The following is a 17,881-nucleotide window of genomic DNA, read 5'->3' as shown; positions in this document are numbered from 1 at the left end:
CGACACAACCAATTTCCGCCCGGACTGTTCTGATCTTCCATGTGAAACTGAAGAACACCGCCCGCCAAAGGCATTTAAGCGCTCTCTCGTTGAACGCGACGCCTACGTGCAGAGGACCTTAAAATGAATACCGACGCTTTCACGGCCTATGAGTCTAATGTTCGTCGCTATGGGCGATCGTTTCCCGCAGTTTTTACGAAGGCCCTTGGTGCGACAATTTGGGACGAGACCGGTAAGCCTCATATCGATTTCCTCGTAGGCTCCGGGGCACTTAATTATGGACACAACAACCCCAATATTATTGCACCCGCCATCGAATATCTCGCTGGCGAGAACATTCTTCTGTCGCTTGATATGTATACGGCGGCAAAACGTGAATTCATTGAGGCGTTTGTCGATTCGATCCTGAAGCCTAGAGGCCTTTCCTACAAGATACAGTTTCCTGGGCCGACCGGCACCAATGCTAACGAAGCGGCGCTGGCCCTGGCGCGAAAATATACCGGCCGCTCGAGTGTCATGGCCTTCACCAATGCGTTTCACGGCATGTCGCTCGGCTCTCTAGCAGTGTCGGGTTCAGCGTCAACCAGGGAACTGGGCGGCGTTGCTCGCCACGATGTGATCCGTGTCCCCTATGACGGCTATCCGAACCAAGCTTTCGATTCCGCGAGTTACATCGACTGCGCTTTGGGCGACCCAGGGAGCGGCATAGAAAAGCCTGCTGCAATCATTCTGGAGACGGTTCAGGCAGAAGGAGGCATGAACACCGCATCTGCAGCTTGGCTCACAGAAATTCAGCGCATTTGCCGTAAGCACGGCATTGTTTTGATCGTCGACGACATTCAGGCAGGTTCGGGGCGAACGGGCGATTTCTTCTCATTCGAGTTCGCGAAAATCGAACCCGATATCGTGTGCCTTTCAAAATCCCTAAGCGGTTCAGGTAGTCCGTTCTCCATCGTTCTTATTCGCCCGGACATAGATGTATGGAATCCCGGAGAACATAGCGGGACTTTCCGAGGCAACAATTTCGCCTTCGTGACTGCGGGGGCCATGTGCAAAATGTGGTCCGACAGGGAGTTTACTGCGGGCGTCGACCGGACAGCCATCAAGCTGCAAGGACACCTTGACTGCCTCCTTGCGAAATTTCCCAGGTGCATTGAACAAAAGCGCGGCCGCGGTCTGATGGCTGGCCTCAAATGCCGTTCACAGGCCGTTGTCGGCCGTGTGCATGATGTTGCGTTCGAAAATGGCCTGCTGATCGAATCCTCAGGGCCAAATCGCGACGTTATCAAAGTCCTGCCGCCGATAACCATCACCGATGTCGAACTTGATCATGGCATCGCCATCCTTGATCACGCACTACAGGAGCAAGCCAATGCCTAACACGGTATCTCAAGCGCCAGCCATCTCGCCTGTTGCGATGAGAGAGCGAACCGGCTCGATCAGCACTGCAGAGATCATCTCAGTCCTAAAAGGTGAGATCACCGCTCTGCACATCAGGCAGGCTTTCAGCACCGAAATAGCCGAGGAGATCACCGCGAACTTCAGTGGCAGTCCCGGTCTCAAGGAGCGTAAGGATGGCGTCCCCGGACAATATGTCGGCGCATCCCACTACAGGAAGGATGCAGCCACCTATTTCGCAGAGGCGGAAACTGCGCGACCGTACGTCGACGCCCTTTTTGAGGATCTGGTTGATCCGGTCCGAGCATTGTTCGACGCGTTGAAGCGCGAGCTTCGCAAACAGGGCATTGAATTGCGGCTGGCCCGTTCGGAGCACGGTCAGGCTAATGTTTGTCGCGCTCTCAGTTGGTCTGGCAGCGGCACATTCTCCTTGGACCCCCACGACGACGTCGCTCAAGTGTTATGTGCTGGGAACGATTACGAGCTTTCTGCGGTGGCGCACAACACCGTCGCAGCACTCAACTTCTATCCCAGCATGCCCGAGGAAGGTGGCAATCTGCGACTCTGGAGCCACAAGCCGACAGTCACCGACCGAAAGTCTCAAGGTGTGGAGACTACGGGATATCCCTATTCGGCAGCCTATCTCGAGGGCGTTCCTTGTCGCGACTTCCAGCTCAGGGCGGGGGATATCGGCCTGATCGATGGCGGTTTCGTTCACGGGGTCACCGGTCAATCAGGCAACGGAAAGCGTCGCCTAGTGCTGAACAGCTTTTTTGGGTTTGCCCGGCCGGATCTTGTTCTCTGGTGGACCTAATGTTGGGTGGCCGAAAGTTTGATGCTTGTGCAACGGAATGTCACATTCAGTGAGGCTTGCGGCTCTTCGTGCCGCCCAATGATTAAGCAAAACGACCTGCGACCGCAATCAACAGAGTGGAACCTGCAAATGTCAAATGAACTCACAAGGTTGGATAAGCACGGCGACGTGAGCCTCTCCACTGCCACGCAAGCCAGCCGGCCGGAGGGGCGGAAAAAGGGCGCACCCGGTCGGATCTCCGTCGCGCTACCTCGCAGCGGGAGACCGAAGCTCACGCGTTTTGAGTTTTGGAGCGCATGGCGCAAGGACACGACCGCTCAGTCCTGGTTGATTACGCGCCGCTCAGTCGGTGAAAACGACCGTCTTCTTTCCGTTGAGCACCACGCGATTGTCAAGGTGATAGTGGACCGCCCGCGCAAGGACACGCCTTTCGATGTCGCGGCCTTTTCGCACAAGGTCGTCCGGTGTGTCGCGATGCGAGATGCGTTCGATATCCTGCTCGATGATCGGCCCCTCGTCGAGGTCGGAGGTAACGTAATGCGCGGTCGCCCCGATGACCTTGACGCCCCTCTCATGGGCTTGGTGATAGGGCTTGGCGCCCTTGAAGCCCGGCAGGAATGAGTGGTGAATGTTGATGCAGCGCCCTGACAGCTTGCTCGACAAATCGGTCGACAGGATTTGCATATAACGCGCGAGGACAACTAGGTCCGTTTTGGTTTCCTGCACCAGTTTCCAGATGCCCGCTTCCTGCTCCGTCTTCCTGTCTTTGGTGACAGGCAAGTGAAAAAATGGCAACTTGCCCAGATCGGTTGACGCCAGGCGCTCGCGACTGTGATTGGAAACCACCGCAGTTACCACCATGGGCAATTCGCCGGTGCGCCAGCGATAGAGCAGGTCCGTCAGACAATGGTCGAACTTCGAGACCAGTAGCATCACCCGTTTCACCGCGGAACTTGGCCGCAAGACGAACCTCATGGCAAGGCGCACAGACTGCTCTTGGATTAGGGAGACAATTGCCTCCTCGGATTTGGCTTGGGCAAGGCGGAGAAAGACAACCCGCATGAAGAATTGGCCCGTCTCCGTGTCATCGAATTGCTGAGCGTCGAGGATGTTACATCCAGCATGGTAAAGGAGCCCCGACACAGTCGACACAATGCCGGGCTGATCGGGACAGGATAGGGTGAGGACCATGGAGCGGTCGCCGTTGGCAGTCATTACTTGGGCCTCAGCAGCGTCAGGACTTGAAATGGTGTTAAAGGTCACGCTTTCGACATCGCAGCGCGCAGTTCAGGATGGATCAGATCTTCCGTCTTCAGCCATTCGCCCTTCACGCGAGTCCGTTTTGCATCGAACAGGGGGCGTAGCGTTGCCATCGCAGCGTGCCGTTCACCGGCAATTTCGATCTCAAAATCTCCTTTCGACAGCCATTCGGCACTCACTCCGGTATCTGAGTGGAGGTATCCCATGCCGACACCGCAACCGACGGTATGCCCGAAGCCCGCAGAGCGCAGGTAACCTACGAGTGCCCCGTTCCGCCAGACGGGCTCCGTGCCGAATATCAGCGGTGCAGATTGGGGAGCAGCCAGGTGGACAAGACGCCGACGCGGCGTTTGCCCCCGCTGGGCCTCCAAGGCCGATCGCCCGATGAAGTCCGACCCCTTGTCCCAGGCAATCGTGAAACCCAGGCCCGACTGGAGGGGCGTATCTTCGTCTCCGACGTCCGAGCCCCAGTCACGATAACCGGCTTCAAGTCGCAATGAGTTCAGTGCGACATAGCCCGCGTGACGCACACCGAGATCCTGCCCCGCCGCGACGAGCGCATCATAAATCCCGAGAGCCTGCTCGACCGGAATATGCAGCTCCCAACCAAGTTCCCCCACAAAGGTCATGCGGAAACCCATCGCCAGGCCATAGCCTATCTCGATTTCGCGGGATGTTGCGAACCGGAACGCGTCGTCGGAAAAGTCAGCCGGGCTCACGCGTTTCAGTAGATCCCTTGAGCGCGGTCCCATCACTGACAGCGTCGTGTACCCTGACGACACATCTGCAACGGAGACGTGGCCTGCGCCCTTTGCATGCATTTTCAGCCAAGCAAGATCGCGGATACGCTGCACGGCAGCCGTGACAACCAGAAACTCATCTTCGCCTGTTCGGGCGATCGTGACATCCGATTCCATGCCTCCGCGCTTATTAAGCCACGGGGTATAGACGATCCGGCCCAGCGGAACGTCCACGTCGTTGGTCGACAGCCGTTGGAGGAGTGCGAGGGCGTCTTTACCTTGAACCAGCAGGTGAGCAAAGGACGTCTGGTCGAACAGCGCCACCCCCGAACGGGTGGCCTCGTGTTCCTCGCCACTCAACCTGAACCAGTCGTCACGACCGAATGTGCCGTGCGAACTTGTCGGCGACCCTGGTGCGCCAAACCATTGCACTCGCTCCCACCCGGCGATCTCACCAAAGTTTGCACCAGCTTGGGCAAGTCGATGATGAAGCGGAGACAAACGAACGTTTCGCGCCGTTTTGGCAGATTTGTGCGGATAATGGAGCACCCAAAGATTGCCGACAGCTTCAATGGTCCGGTCATGCAGGTATTTGCGATTTCGCTGAAACGGCATGGCGCGGCGGACGTCCATCTCCCAAAAGTCATTTGAGGGGTCGCCCGTCGACATCCACTCGGCCATGACTTTCCCGGCGCCGCCAGATGACTCGATGCCGCAAGAATTAAAGCCTGTGGCCGTATATAGACCAGTGATCTCCGGCGCAGGTCCGAGCAAAAAACGGTTGTCCGGCGTGAAGCTCTCTGGACCATTAAAATTCAGTTGCAGCCCGACATTTGCCAGAGCCGGCATGCGCTCAATGGCGGCGGAGAGGTGGGGTTCGATGTGATCAAAGTCTTCAGGTAGTGAATCGAAGCTGAAATCATGCGCGATTCCCCCCATGCCCCACGGCTTGCCGTCGGGTTCAAAGAAGCCCACCAGCAACTTGCCCGCGTCTGCCTTCGCGTAAAAGCGCCCGTCCATGTCACGGATTGTGGGCAAGTTGTGAGGCAAATCCGGAATCGCCTCGGTAACGACGTAAAAATGCTCGGCAGCGTGGAGCGGAATGGTCCAGTTGAGGTCCGCACCAATCCCTCGGCTCCACATTCCGGTGCAGATCACTGCCTTTTCGGCGCGGATGACCCCGGATGCTGTTTCGACCCCAGTTAACCGGCCATTCTGCACGATAATGCGGGTGACCGGAGCGCGCTCGAGGATCGTCGCTCCACCCTGCCGTGCGCCGGCTGCGAATGCGCGCGCGGTATCGATGGGATTTGTCATGCCATCAGAGGCGATCCACGCGGCTCCGAGAACGTCGCTCACGTCCAGCAACGGGACGCGTCGCTGGGCTTCGGCTGCATCGATCATCTCGACTTCCAGTCCGAAGGACCGTCCCATCGACGCCCCACGCTTCAGCTCCTCCAGCCGTGCGGTTGTGGCTGCGACCGTGATCGAGCCACTCTGCCTGAAGCCCGTCGCCTGTCCGGTTAGCCTCTCAAGGTCCCGGAACAACTCGGCCGAATACTGGGCGAGCTTCGCCATGTTCTCGTTTGCCCGAAGCTGGGTAACTAGACCAGCGGCATGCCATGTAGTGCCGCTGGTAAGCTGGTCGCGTTCGAGCAGGAGGACATCCCGATGTCCAAGTTGTGTCAGGTGATAGGCAATTGAAAGGCCAATGATGCCACCGCCGATGATCACGTACTCCACATGGGAGGGAAGTTTTCGCATTTCGAACCTCAGGAAAAGCGCTCCGGTCTGCAGTGGAATTTAAAAGAGGTGTCCCGCGGACTCGGCGCACATACGGTCTTCATGTTCAGTGCTTGGGCCATAAAATGACCACAAGTCGTGAGAGGTTAAGGGCAGTGCCAAGTCGAAAGTCTCTGAAAGGCGCTCTAAGGGTGCTGAAATTATGCGTTTCGTGATGGTATGGGCGAGGAATTCATCACCTGTGCTAACCGCACCAACATGTCCGCAGAGCATCGACAGCACGGCGCACCCGACAACAGCGCTTTGAAGCGAACGCCTCAAGTGTACTATCGCGCTTGGCGAAACTTCCGGTATCTAGGTTGGATCGGTGCGCAGCCGTTGAGATCATTGGCATTCTGGTAGCCGCATGCGATCGTTATGCGGGCGCGCAGAATGTCGGCCATGGCGTGCCTCACCCGGCGCGGATGACGCGAATCGCAGCCGCAAGCCGGTTGGCCAGTCGTAAACGCTGCTCATCGGCGGTTAGGTCCACATGGAAATCGTTGGTGGCCGCTGGTACCGCGGCGCGGTGCCAATCACGACCTCCTCTGGGACGAGATTTACAATCCCATCCCCACCGGACCCCCGGACTTGCGCAAGCAATCGGTTTCCGATGCACTGAATCCCTAGCAGACGCTGTCTGGGTTAGCGCCATCGCGGCGCATTGCTGACCCTCTGCGTAGTCCAGGATGTTCGTTGAACGCTTTCTCGGCTGCTGCGCCGAACTCGCCTGAGTGGGCGTGTCCGTTGAGCACGGATCTTCGTCAATGCTATCAGTAGCCGTCGCAGAAAAATCGCGGTCCGGGCTCGATACTGCCCCTGGCGTAGATGCTATGGGGCGAGCGGCGAGGGTGTGGCATCTTTCGGCGCTGCTAGTTGATCGTCGGTGTTTGATGGCAGCAAATTCGCTGCGGAATCACTCGACATTGTGCGGCCGCTTCGTGGGTCGGCCATATATTGTTTGTGCGAAAATCATTTGGCTTCGAGATCACTGATGCGCGCAGATATCATTACGCCTGAGCTAGCTCATTCTCGTCAAATGAGAGTTGTGCATCCTGCCGAATCTCGATTCCAGATGATCGATATATGCAAACTGAATTGGAGAAGATGCCGCGGCAAAATGATATAGTATGGCTAACCCGCCGCTTGCCCGATCGAAACTGTCAGGGGAATATTTTGCAGAGCGTTGAACCTTTCCGAGAAAACCACGCGGAAGCAACTGCGTGGCGGCGTCATCTCCACCGGAATCCCGAACTTGGCTTCAGTCTGAAGAATACGGCGCAGTTCGTGGCCGAAAAGCTGGCATCGTTCGGGATCAAACATATTGAAACCGGCATCGCCGAGACCGGCATTGTCGCAGTGATCAAAGGGGAAGTCGGTGAAGGACCGACGATCGGGCTCAGAGCCGACATGGACGCACTACCGATACTCGAAGCCTCGGGAAAGGACTGGTCCTCGGAAGTTCCGGGCCATATGCACGGCTGCGGACACGACGGGCATAGCGCCATGCTGCTCGGCGCGGCAAGGCACCTTGCCCGCAACCGCACCTTCAAGGGCTCCGTTGCGCTGATCTTCCAGCCTGCCGAGGAAATCCTCCCCTCGGGCGCTCAGAAAATGGTTCATGAAGGCTTCCTAGATCGGTTTGGCATCTCCAAGGTATTCGGGCTGCACAACACGCCTGGCGTCGAGGTCGGCAAGTTCGCGACCTGCCACGGCCCCGCCCTGTCCTCGTTGGATGACTTCGACCTAATAGTGAAGGGGAAGAGCGGGCATGCCGCGAGGCCGCATGAGGCGGTTGATCCCATTGTCATCGCTGCCCAGGTGATCCTGGGCCTGCAGACGCTGGTGTCGCGACAAACCAATCCGATCGAGGCGCTAGTCGTCTCCGTGACCAAGATCAACGCCGGCTCTGCTTATAATGTAATCCCTGAGCAGGTTCATCTGGCCGGCACGGTCAGGACATTCTCCCCTGCGCTGAGTGCCTTCGCCGAGCAGAAGATCCAAGACTCGGCGCAAAGCATAGCTCGTGGATTCGGCGGGGATGCGGAGCTCGACTACCGGCGGGACACACCGGTCACATTCAATCACATGGCGGAGACGGATCTCGCGATCCAGGCGGCCCAGAGCCTTGTGGGCGTAGCCTCCGTCGATGCGAAGATGCCCCCACGCAGCTCGTCTGAAGACTTTGCCTACATGCTTCAAGAGAGGCCCGGAGCGATCATGTACCTCGGCAACGGACCGACTGCTGCCCTACACAACCCGGCGTACGATTTTGATGATGAGGCAATCCCCTACGGTATCGGATACTGGGTCAGGCTCGTCGAAACAGTGCTCACACCGCAATCCTAGACTGAGAGAAATACCGAAGCTTAGAGTCCGTTTTGGGAATCAGGGATGGGCATGTCGTCGGACAAGGTTTCCACCCATGGCGACGAGGATCATGGCGTGAGAGATGTCGATGCGCTGTTCATAATTGCGCACGAGGCGCCGCCAGCGCGTCATCCAGCCGAATGTGCGCTCGACAGCCCCCGTACGATGTTGCCAATGTGCCTTTGAGTGGTCGGTGTGCATGGAGCGTCCAAGCCGTAGGCGGCAGCTTGTTGAGGCCCGTCGTGGTCGGGATACGAGTCGATTTGTCGGGGCGAATCAGAGCCACCACGGGATTTTAATGCGCCATCGACGGCCCGGGTGCGGGCCGGCCTATGGAGGCGCACATGGTCCGGCGCATGGATCGCCCTGTGCTGCGCGTGCACGTGTCGTTCGGAGCGACAAGAACCGGGCCGCCAAAATCTGCTCGAGGCCTACGCCCGGCTTGTGCCGACCATCCGGCGCACGAGCCAACGGCCGGCACGTCGCACGGGCCTCTCATAGAAGGTGACGGGCGTGACAGCCAGATCGGGAGGTGAGCAATGACCAAGGCGCGATGTGCACTTTTATGCGCGGGTGTCCAGCCAGCCCAGACGCGCAACGACAACAGGATTGCCAGTCAGGCCACTCGAAGACGAAAACGCATTGCCGCCGACGGCTTCGTGCTTGAGCAGCTCACAGCTACCAGGATGACGTTTACAGCGGTTCAATCCTGCTTCGCCCAGCGCTGGCGGCTGAGGGATGCGTTGGCAGTGGCCACGTCGAGCGTCTCTCTTCCATGCTCCCGATCGGCTCGCCCGCCGCTTCGCCCATCAGGCGCTGCTGATGGACCGGCGCACATTGTTCGTCTGACCTTTGCATGGGTCGGGCTGGATCGAATGAGCTTGCGACAGGTGTGCCGGCAACTCGAGCAAATCGGCTCCAGACGAGGACAGGAGCCTCGCATTGGCACGCCTCCACGACCCGCGGCATGCTCGCCAGTCCGGGCTATTTCGGACCGCCGATTTCGGCCGGGCCCGCTACTTGCCACTAGGACCGAGGTTGCGCCCGATCAGCGGCCATCCGCAGCCCTCGCCGCCTGCCACTTGCCACGTCGCCGTTCCTTCTGAATAGTGGATCGAGGCCCGCGCCCTGGCACAATCATGCGCACTGGCTGGTATCGGCAGGTGCGTGTGAAGAGCCAGCAATGCCGGCTCTGGCGCTCTCTGCTTGTTGCCCGCCGAACCGTTCTCAACGAGATGCGCACGATCGAGAATGTGGTCATGGCGATCCTTCGGGAAGCCGGCATCAAGCTTTGGCATGCCGTCTCGGACCGCCTTTGCCGAGCGCGTGCGCGAGTCGGCCGGCGCCGACGCCATGGCGAAGCCGCTGGTCAAGCCGCTTCTGACGATCCTGGCGACAATGCTGAAAGAGTTCCCCCGCCTGACGAAGCAGGTTCTCGATATCGCCCGCAAGGAAGAGGTCTGCCGGCGGCTAATGAGTGCTCCCGGTGTTAGTCCCATCACCGCGCTCGCCTTCCGCGCCACGATTGATCGGCCGGAGCGGTTCGGTTCGTCGCGGGCTGTGGGGGGGCGCATCTGGGCTGACGGCTATCAATATCCAGGCAAGATCAGCCGCTGCGGCGAGGAACTCGCCCGAACGGCGCTTCCAGCGCGTTCGCTGCGCGTGCGGAGCAAGAAGTGGTCGAGCCTGCGCGCCTGGGGATTGACCATCGCGAGGCGCTGCGGCATGGCGCGGACCCGCATTGCGGTCACCCGCAAGCTTGCCGTCATCCTGCATCGCGTGTGGGTTGACGCGACCGTATTCCACTATGGAAAGGAGCCTGCTTCCGCCTCGACCTGAACCGAATGGACATCGAGAGAGCAAAGAACAGAGCTTTCGCCCGAAAGGGCGATGCCCGGATTGTTCCATAGGGATGATGGGCAAGACGACCTCGTTGAGTGTCCAGAGCCTCGAGGCCGAGTGCTTTTGGAGGTCGTGAAACAGATTGAGACGTCTTGCTCCCTGACCCCATCATGCGGCGGCCTGGCGCCGACCGCGAAGAGAAGCGAGTGACCCCGCCGACGACACGATCCGGAAAGAACAGCAGCAGCTTGACTTCAAAGTAAGCGGGCAGCTGAGGCCGTTCAGCTCTGGTAATTCCAGGGCATGAGGGCGTCGATATCGCTGTTTGGCCAGCCATTGGCGATGCGCTCGAGGGTCTGGGTGAGCCAGGCGTGCGGATCGACCTGGTTCATCTTGGCGGTGGCCAGCAGCGTGGCGATGGTGGCCCATGTCCGCCCGCCGCCGTCGCTGCCAGCGAAGAGGCTGTTCTTTCGGGTCATCGCGCAGATAGGTCCACAAATAGGCCGTCTTGGCCTTACCCGATCCCGGTGCCAGCGTTGGCAGCGTGGTCTCATCGGCAAAGACCCGCTCACCCTGCTTGATGCGGGTCAGTGCATAATCGGCCAGCGGCTCAAGCTCGAAGCCGACCTTGCCCATCCACTGCGCCATCTGTGACCGGTCGATCTCGACCTGATCGCGGGCATAGATCGCTTCCTGGCGGTAGAGCGGCAGGCCATCGGCGTATTTCGACACCGCGATCTGCGCCAGCAGCGCTTCGGTCGGAATGCCGCTTTCGATGATGCGGGCGGGCGCGGCTGCCTGGATGACGCCGTCCCAACCCTTGTAGGCATATTTGGGGCGACGCGTGACGATCACTCGGAACTTCGCCGGGGTGACATCGAGCCGTTCGGAGACGTCCTCGCCGATCAGGATCTTTTCCAGTCCTTCGCAGCCAGCAGGCGTCTCGGGCTCGATGACCACCTCGATCCGTTCGAGATGGGCCGCAAAGCCTTTGCGAGGGCGCGGGGCGCGCTTCGCTTTCGAGCCGCCCGCAGACTTCTCCATCTGCGCTTGGATGGCCGCCACGCCGGTTTCGATCTCGTCGAAGACCAGAGCGTACTGCTCCTCGCTCAGCGCACCGGCCCGCAACCTTTCGGAGCGGCTGCCGAAGCGCGACCGCTCCAGCATCTTCACCACCGCCGTCAGTCGTGCGATCCGCTCCTCGGCGCTCTTGTTGACCAACTCGAGATGCGTATTGTGGGCTTCGAGATCGGCATTACGCTCTTCCAGACCGGCGGCTTTTTCGGCCATGGCAACAACCATCGCCTTGAGCGCGTCAACGTCGTCCGGGAGCGCGAGATCGGGTGCCGACATGGCCAAAATCAGAGCATATTCGCGGGCAATTTTCCCGCGTTTTCAGCTTCCTGATTCATCATGCCGCAGGGTTTTACCCAACCGATTGCGGCCGCCTGACGGTCTCCGTTCGAACCCGTTTCCAGTCCATTCCGTCAACCAGAGCCATCAGCTGAGCATGATTGAGCTGGACCCGGTGGTGGCCGATCCGCGGCCAGCAGAACTTCGCCTCATCCAGCCGCTTGGCATAAAGACACACGCCGCTGCCGTCCCACCAAACGATCTTGATCCTGTCGGCTCTTTTCGCACGGAAGACGTAAAGCGCACCGTTGAACGGTTATGTGGCGCGCCACATAATGCAGAGCGTTTTTAGCTTGGCGTCGCGCTGCAAGGCGGGTGGCGAGAGTGCGCTGGGGTGGATCGCGGCGGTGAGCTAAAAACGTGTTGGACTAAGCCGTCGGCACGGGTGGCCGCTATGGGTTTTCAATTGGGGCCGCACCCATGAACAGGGATCGCGTGGCGGTGCGGATGCGTCGCGGACGCGGCGATTGAAGGCGTGGCGTGCGCCGAAAGCGGCACGGATATCGGTTCCGGCATGTGAGGATCGGCACCGCGCCCTGCCTGGGAGAGGTTGCCGGTGATGAGAGCGCACACTTTTGCGGGACCGGCTCAGTTTGGCTTCCAAGCGGGCCGGCGCGATGCTGGTGGCCATAGGAAGGCGACGTCCCTGCTTCATGACGTGTCCTGGTATGGCGGGTGTCCGGTGACGCAGTCGAATGTTTCGATGATGATCATCTGGCCTTGACGACAGGCGGGGCATTGCCTGAGGGAATGCCCGGTGAGGGCCTCGTAGCGGTCGCGGTAGTCCTTTGCGGATCGGCTGTCGGACGGCTCGGGAACCGGCATGCCGAGCAGGTCACGACAGCAGGCGAGCTTTTGCGCGCGATAGCGATTGCCGAGGAATCCGTAATAGCGGATGCGATGGAAGCCCTCGGGCAGGACGTGTAGCAGGAAGCGACGAATGAACTCATCGGCCGCCACGGTCATGACCTTCTGCCGACTGCCGTGCCGATAGTCCTTCCAGCGAAAGGCGACCGCGCCATCCTCGATGGCGACGAGGCGATTGTTGGAAATGGCGACGCGGTGCGTATAGCGGCCGACGTAGTCGAGGACCTGTTCGGGTCCGGCGAATGGCGGCTTGGCATAGATGACCCACTCGGCTTTTCGTAGCGGCGCCAAATAGCGCCGGAAGGCATCGCGCTTGCTCAAGGCCTGCAAGTCAGAGAAGAACTTCAACTGGCCGGCGTCGAAGGCTTTCTCCAGGTGCTCTAGAAACAATCGTCGGAACAGGCGCGAGAGCACCCGGACCGGCAAGAAGAAACCGGGCTTGCAGGCGACCCATCGATCGCCGTCGGCAGAAAGGCCGCCACCTGGGACGACGCAATGCAGATGCGGATGATGAAGCAGGTTCTGGCCCCAGGTGTGCAGCACGGCGAAGAAACCGATCTCGGCGCCGAGATGTCGGGGGTCGGCGGCGATCGTCCGCAACGTCTCCGCGGTGGCGCGAAAGAGCAGGCCGTAGGCGAGTGCCTTGTTCTGATAGGCAATGGCGGCAATGGGCTCCGGCAGCGTGAAGACGACGTGAAAGTATTGGGTGTCGAGAAGCTCGGCGCGACGATCCTCCAGCCATTGTGCTCGGGCCAGCGATTGGCAGCGGGGGCAATGCCTGTCGCGGCAGCTGTTGAAGGCGATGCGCCGGTGGCCGCATTGATCGCATGCTTCGACGTGCCCGCCGAGGGCGGCGGTCCGGCATAGTTCAATCGCCGTCATGACGCGACGCTGGGCGGTCGACAGCGACGCATCATGCTGCGTGCGATAGGCATCGCCGTAGCAGCGGAAAATATCCGCCACTTCCGGCCCCGAGCGGGCCATTGCCGCGACCGCTCAGAAGTATTGCGGCTTGGCAGGCGGCGGCACGGTGGGCGCCGGACGCGGTAAGAACTCGAAGGGGCTCGACGTGGCGCAGACCTTGTTGGTGGCAATCCGCAGGTAATGGGCGGTGGTCGCGAGGCTCCTGTGACCGAGCAGCAGTTGAATGGTGCGCACGTCGGCGCCGGCCTCCAATAGATGGATGGCGAAGGCGTGGCGCAAACTGTGCGGCGTGACCGGTTTGGACAATCCGGAGAGGTTGCGCGCTTTCGCGCAGGCTTGTCCCACCGCATCCCTGGTGATCGGCTGGCCGGCGCGATCGCCGGGGAAGAGCCACGCCTTTGGCCGGCGCACCTTCCAATAGTCGCGCAGGATCTCCGGCAGCTTGGGCGACAGCATCACATAGCGGTCCTTCTGGCCTTTGCCCTGCTCGACACGGATGACCATTCTCTGGCTGTCGATGTTCGTGGGCTTTAGCTGAACCGCTTCCGAGATGCGCAAGCCGGCGGCATAGCACGTGGTCAGGATGGCGTGGTGTTTGACGTGAAGGACACAGCCGAGGAACCGCTGAACTTCCTCGGGACTGAGGATGATCGGCAGCTTCTGCGGCTTCTTGGGAAGCGGCAGGACCTCTTCAAGCGCCCAATCCCTCTCGAGCGTCACCTTGTAGAGAAAGCGCAGCGCCGCAATGGCGGTATGAATCGAGCCGGGCGACAGCTTCTTCTCGTTGGCCAGATAGACCTGATAGGTCCGAATATCCTCTCGCCCGAGCAAGTCCGGAGACTTGCCGAAGTGGCGGGCAAATAGCGAGACCTGTTGCAGATATGACAGCTGGGTGTTGAGCGCGAAGTTGCGCACCGCCATGTCCTCGCTCATGCGCTGGCGAAGGTGAGTCATGACAAGCTCCTTTGTCCGATGGAATGGGCTGCAAGCAGCCACTCCATGCTGACGCAGTCCGAGCTTGTTGTGGACACATGACCACAGCGCGACAGACGACGCGATCAAGACCACGCCGGCGGCACACACCCTCCTTGCCGCTCCGCAATCGCGGAGCGGGTTAGTCCAACCGTTCTTATGCGTCGGGCGAGATTATGTGGCGGAGCCTTCCTGGTGCCAGCCTAGGCCCGCCGGTCCGGATTTTTCCGCCACATAATATTTAGATGCTGTTCAGCAGTTGCAGAACGGAGTCATTTGGTCGGAAACGCACGCCGTGAGCGCCGGTGACGCCCGCCTTCTCGAGTCCATTGCGCATCATCTCGACATCCGCTGCGGCATAGCGGTGGGTCGTGGCGACCTGTGCGTGCCCGAGCCAGGCTTGGATCGTCAAAACGTCCACGCCGGACTGGAGAAGCTTCATGGCGAGGGAGTGCCGGAAGATGTGCGGCGATATGGGCTTGTCGGCCAAGGCCGGCCTGGTAGGCACGGCCTCTGTGGCCGCACGCCGCACGATATGGGTCGCTCCGAAACGAGTCAGGCGTTCGTTGCGGGCGCCGACGAATATCGCTCGCGGCTCGTGATGGGCGATCCCGCGCTCGCTCAACAAGGATGTCAGCGCCCGCGCCAGGTCCTTAGCAATGGGGACGACGCGGTCTCTGCGCCCTTTGCCGCGCAGCAGCACTTGTGGGTGCGGCCGTTCCAACTGAAGGTCGTTTGCGTTGACGCCGGTGGCTTCGGAGACCCGGGCGCCGGTCCGTGCCAGAAACAGTAGAAACGTTCGGTCGCGCCGCCCACGGGACGTCCTCTGATCGGGGGCCGCAATAAGGGCGTCCACTTCGGCCTTGGTGAGGTGGTGCGTCACCTCAATGTGAGCCCGTTTTATGGGAATCGTCAGCACGCGTTGGGCGACACCGAAGGACGCCGGGTCAGCGGCTGCTACGTGATGGAAGAAGGATCGGATGGCCGCTAGTCGGGCGTTGCGCGTGGCGATGACGTTCTTGCGCTTCTCCTCGAGCTCGTCGAGGAAGGCGAGAACGAGGTCTCGATCGAGGTCTTCGAGTGCCAATGCGGCCGGCTTCTTCGCCAATCGGGTGGCGGCAAAGATGATCAGCATGCGCAAGGCATCGCGATAGCTGGCCACGGTCGCGGGAGTCGCGTTGCGTTGTTTGGTCAAGCGCCGGCGAAAGTAGGACTCCAGGAGCGGCGCCAGCAGCAGGTGTTCGCTCATGCTGCACCTCCGTCGAGGAAGGCGCGCTCCGCCGCAATGGCGAGAAGATCTGCCGAACCGGTGAGATAGTAGGCAGTGTCGCTGTAGCTGGCGTGACCGAGATATGTGGCGAGCAACGGGAGCAACGCCTGAACGTCTGCGCGCTGCTGATGCCAGAGGCCGAGACGGGTCACGGCGAACCGGTGCCTGAGATCGTGTGGCCTTAATGGCTTGCCGCCATCGAGACCAGCAAGCTTGCGGGCCTCGGCAAAGCCGTTTTGCAGGCCTGTCGCCGAGAGGCGATTGCCACGAGAGCTGAGGAAAAAGGCCTGGTCCTTGGGCATGGGAAAAGCGGCATCCCGTTCATGGACGTAGCTACGAAGGGCAGCCTGGGTCGTCGTGTGAACTGGAACGAGACGGTCCTTGCGGAACTTCGTCTTCCGAATGAGGAGAATCCCGTTGGCCAGATCAACGTCGGAACGATCAAGTCTGACCACTTCGCCTGATCGCAGCCCCGAGCTCGCCAATAATCCGATCAGCGTGGCCATTGTCCGCCCCTTGAGAAGGATTCCCGGCGAGATGCGGCGGCATGCGTCGATGAGTGATGCCAACTCGGCCTCGCTGAGGATTCGCGGAGGCGGAATCGCTCTGGATCTGGGGAAAGCTCTGCGCTCCAAGGCTTCGGTTCGCGCGTCATAGACGGCGAGATATTCGTAAAACCGGCGCAGCACGCCGTGACGACTGACACGGCTGTTGGCGGCGCCGCTGAACGACAGGGCAAAATCCAGCGCCAAAGTTCGAGTGGCAGGCCCATCGAACTGAGCGCGCTCAATGTACCTCACGAAAGCCCGCAACGTGCCGGCTTGCTTGCTGAAGGCATAGCCGAGGGAGTGGCGTAGCTCGATGTAACACTCGGCCTTCTCGCCGAGGAATCGGGCAAAGGCGGTCATGCCACGCCTCCCGGAAAGGGAAGTGCGACCTCGGCAAGTTGCGACGTCGCGACCTTTACGTACAGCGCCGTTGTGTTGATGCTGCGGTGTCCCAGGAGATCGGCGACCTCGTTGATCGGCCTTCGCTGCTTGACGAGCTGGGTGGCAAGACTGTGGCGCAGGAGATGCGCACCTGCGACCTGCCCGAGTTCAACCCCGCCATGTCGCAACCGCTTCCGCACGATCCTCGAAACAGGCGACGCGCATTTGAATGGTGCCACGGGCGGCGTGAAGGACAGGAACAGATACGGACTATCCACCTTCGGTCGAGCGCGCAGGACGTAGTCGGCGAGCGCGGCACCGGCTTCCTCGATGAGCGGGGCCACCCGATCACGCTTGCCCTTGGTGTGCCGGACAAAAACCTCGCCAGTTCGCCAGTGGATATCGTGCAGTTGAAGGGCGCGCAGCTCACCGTTGCGAATGCCCGTGGTGGCGAGCAGCAGCAGGACGGCTCGATCGCGGACGTCAACCGGTGCCGTTGCGCCGATCATATCAATTGCACGCCGAACGTCATCCCATGCAAGGCGCGGCGGCAGATGAGCCAAACGCCAGTGGGGCGTCCTGGGGACGACGCGCGCGAGATCCTGATCGTGGTGGCCAGCCCAATACAAAAACCGAAGAAATGTCCGGATGTGAGAAGTTGCTGCGGTGCGGGTACCGGAGGTCGCCGATAGTGACAGCCGATGTTCGACAGCGGCAAGGACATGCTCAGCCGTCAATGCGTCGAGGTCTTGGCCGGAATGGTGGCGATGGAACCAATCCAGAAAGCGGCGGCTGCCCAGGAGAACGCCTTCGCGAGACTTTGACTCCAGTCCGCACACCCTGCTCAGATAGTCCGAAAAGGAGCTCAGAAGCGGAGCATTCGGATCATTATCTACACTGGGAACAGCAGCAAGGAAGCGTTCTGGAGCCACTCGCCGCACGTGTCCCAGTGCCGACACTGCTCCAATGCGTGGAGTATCCGTAGTAAACGTGCACAAATAGCTGTCGACGACATCTTGAGAGATAGGCATCGGACCACAGCGCGTTGCGGCAAACTGGCTAAAGCGCGCAATCCGGCTCAGGTAAATCGTGGCAGACGCTCGCTTATAACCAAGGGTGAAAAAATGCTCCGCGAGGCGATCCATCTCGCCACCGAGTGCACCGCTACGCAGGCGCTTGAGCACCCCACAATAGGAAAAATAGAACTCGAGCATTCTGCCCCTCCGGCGTTGTGGCACAGGGGAATCCCGCGCCATGAGAGAGGCATGAAATATTATGTGGCGGAGGCAAGCTGGGTTTG

General features: G+C 60.2%; 10 protein-coding genes and 5 pseudogenes. 4 read left to right on the top strand and 11 right to left on the bottom strand.

The genetic code is table 11. The features are described from left to right. The first annotated feature begins 123 nt into the window (after positions 1–123). The gene (gene ectB, locus NKH30_RS28520) at positions 124–1,380 is read left to right on the top strand and encodes a diaminobutyrate--2-oxoglutarate transaminase (protein WP_352997617.1); all 1,257 of its coding nucleotides are present in this window, start codon (positions 124–126) and stop codon (positions 1,378–1,380) included. Then, complete coding sequence (locus NKH30_RS28515) at positions 1,373–2,212, top strand: 2OG-Fe(II)-dependent halogenase WelO5 family protein (RefSeq protein WP_352997616.1); 840 nt, start codon at positions 1,373–1,375, stop codon at positions 2,210–2,212. The genes ectB and NKH30_RS28515 overlap by 8 nt, the downstream gene beginning before the upstream one ends. Before the next feature lie 342 nt (positions 2,213–2,554). Here the strand turns inward: NKH30_RS28515 and purU are convergent, their stop codons facing one another. From purU to NKH30_RS28500, 3 genes and pseudogenes are all read right to left on the bottom strand, one after another. Beyond that, a complete protein-coding gene (gene purU / locus NKH30_RS28510; RefSeq protein WP_352997615.1) occupies positions 2,555–3,427 on the bottom strand; it encodes a formyltetrahydrofolate deformylase in 873 nt (290 codons plus the stop codon). 44 nt (positions 3,428–3,471) lie between these two features. Continuing rightward, positions 3,472–5,976: a GcvT family protein gene (locus tag NKH30_RS28505; RefSeq protein WP_352997614.1), complete on the bottom strand. Its 2,505-nt coding sequence runs from the start codon at positions 5,974–5,976 to the stop codon at positions 3,472–3,474. A gap of 339 nt (positions 5,977–6,315) precedes the next feature. Beyond that, positions 6,316–6,481 (bottom strand): annotated as a pseudogene (locus NKH30_RS28500) (IS1380 family transposase); the annotation flags it as partial. Positions 6,482–7,170: 689 nt separating this feature from the next. Between NKH30_RS28500 and NKH30_RS28495 the strand changes: the two are divergent. Next, on the top strand, positions 7,171–8,343 hold the full coding sequence (locus NKH30_RS28495) for a M20 aminoacylase family protein (RefSeq protein WP_352997613.1): 1,173 nt from the start codon (positions 7,171–7,173) through the stop codon (positions 8,341–8,343). A gap of 39 nt (positions 8,344–8,382) precedes the next feature. Here the strand turns inward: NKH30_RS28495 and NKH30_RS28490 are convergent. Further along, positions 8,383–8,529 (bottom strand): annotated as a pseudogene (locus tag NKH30_RS28490) (IS5/IS1182 family transposase); the annotation flags it as partial. Between the two features lie 951 nt (positions 8,530–9,480). Between NKH30_RS28490 and NKH30_RS28485 the strand changes: the two are divergent. Further along, positions 9,481–10,203 (top strand): annotated as a pseudogene (locus NKH30_RS28485) (transposase); the annotation flags it as partial. Positions 10,204–10,680: 477 nt separating this feature from the next. Here NKH30_RS28485 and NKH30_RS28480 read toward each other — a convergent pair. The 7 genes and pseudogenes from NKH30_RS28480 to NKH30_RS28450 all read right to left on the bottom strand — a co-directional run. Continuing rightward, positions 10,681–11,559: pseudogene (locus tag NKH30_RS28480) on the bottom strand (IS66 family transposase); the annotation flags it as partial. Positions 11,560–11,632: 73 nt separating this feature from the next. Further along, positions 11,633–11,863 (bottom strand): annotated as a pseudogene (tnpB, locus tag NKH30_RS28475) (IS66 family insertion sequence element accessory protein TnpB); the annotation flags it as partial. Between the two features lie 407 nt (positions 11,864–12,270). After that, the gene (locus tag NKH30_RS28470; protein WP_352997612.1) at positions 12,271–13,470 is read right to left on the bottom strand and encodes an IS91 family transposase; all 1,200 of its coding nucleotides are present in this window, start codon (positions 13,468–13,470) and stop codon (positions 12,271–12,273) included. A 12-nt stretch (positions 13,471–13,482) separates the two neighbouring features. Then, positions 13,483–14,364 (bottom strand): tyrosine-type recombinase/integrase, encoded by an 882-nt coding sequence (locus NKH30_RS28465; protein WP_352997611.1) that lies wholly within the window; start codon positions 14,362–14,364, stop codon positions 13,483–13,485. A 259-nt stretch (positions 14,365–14,623) separates the two neighbouring features. After that, on the bottom strand, positions 14,624–15,631 hold the full coding sequence (locus tag NKH30_RS28460) for a tyrosine-type recombinase/integrase (protein ID WP_352997610.1): 1,008 nt from the start codon (positions 15,629–15,631) through the stop codon (positions 14,624–14,626). Further along, positions 15,628–16,560 carry a tyrosine-type recombinase/integrase gene (locus tag NKH30_RS28455; protein ID WP_023699564.1) on the bottom strand — a complete coding sequence of 311 codons (933 nt, stop codon included), beginning with the start codon at positions 16,558–16,560 and terminating at the stop codon, positions 15,628–15,630. The genes NKH30_RS28460 and NKH30_RS28455 overlap by 4 nt, the downstream gene beginning before the upstream one ends. Further along, positions 16,557–17,795, bottom strand: a complete 1,239-nt coding sequence (locus NKH30_RS28450; RefSeq protein WP_352997609.1) for a site-specific integrase — start codon at positions 17,793–17,795, stop codon at positions 16,557–16,559. Before NKH30_RS28450 ends, NKH30_RS28455 begins: the two co-directional genes overlap by 4 nt. Positions 17,796–17,881: the final 86 nt, after the last annotated feature.

This window comes from Mesorhizobium sp. M1273, assembly GCF_040318195.1.
GTDB lineage: Bacteria > Pseudomonadota > Alphaproteobacteria > Rhizobiales > Rhizobiaceae > Mesorhizobium.
The sequence above is the reverse complement of the archived record's forward strand: the minus strand, read 5'-3'. Positions and strand labels throughout refer to the sequence as shown.

Coding starts and splice junctions, on each gene's coding strand:
- ectB (WP_352997617.1), top strand. CDS start 124: ATGAATACCGACGCTTTCACGGCCTATGAGTCTAATGTTCGTCGCTAT.
- NKH30_RS28515 (WP_352997616.1), top strand. CDS start 1,373: ATGCCTAACACGGTATCTCAAGCGCCAGCCATCTCGCCTGTTGCGATG.
- purU (WP_352997615.1), bottom strand. CDS start 3,427: ATGACTGCCAACGGCGACCGCTCCATGGTCCTCACCCTATCCTGTCCC.
- NKH30_RS28505 (WP_352997614.1), bottom strand. CDS start 5,976: ATGCGAAAACTTCCCTCCCATGTGGAGTACGTGATCATCGGCGGTGGC.
- NKH30_RS28470 (WP_352997612.1), bottom strand. CDS start 13,470: ATGGCCCGCTCGGGGCCGGAAGTGGCGGATATTTTCCGCTGCTACGGC.
- NKH30_RS28465 (WP_352997611.1), bottom strand. CDS start 14,364: ATGACTCACCTTCGCCAGCGCATGAGCGAGGACATGGCGGTGCGCAAC.
- NKH30_RS28460 (WP_352997610.1), bottom strand. CDS start 15,631: ATGAGCGAACACCTGCTGCTGGCGCCGCTCCTGGAGTCCTACTTTCGC.
- NKH30_RS28455 (WP_023699564.1), bottom strand. CDS start 16,560: ATGACCGCCTTTGCCCGATTCCTCGGCGAGAAGGCCGAGTGTTACATC.
- NKH30_RS28450 (WP_352997609.1), bottom strand. CDS start 17,795: ATGCTCGAGTTCTATTTTTCCTATTGTGGGGTGCTCAAGCGCCTGCGT.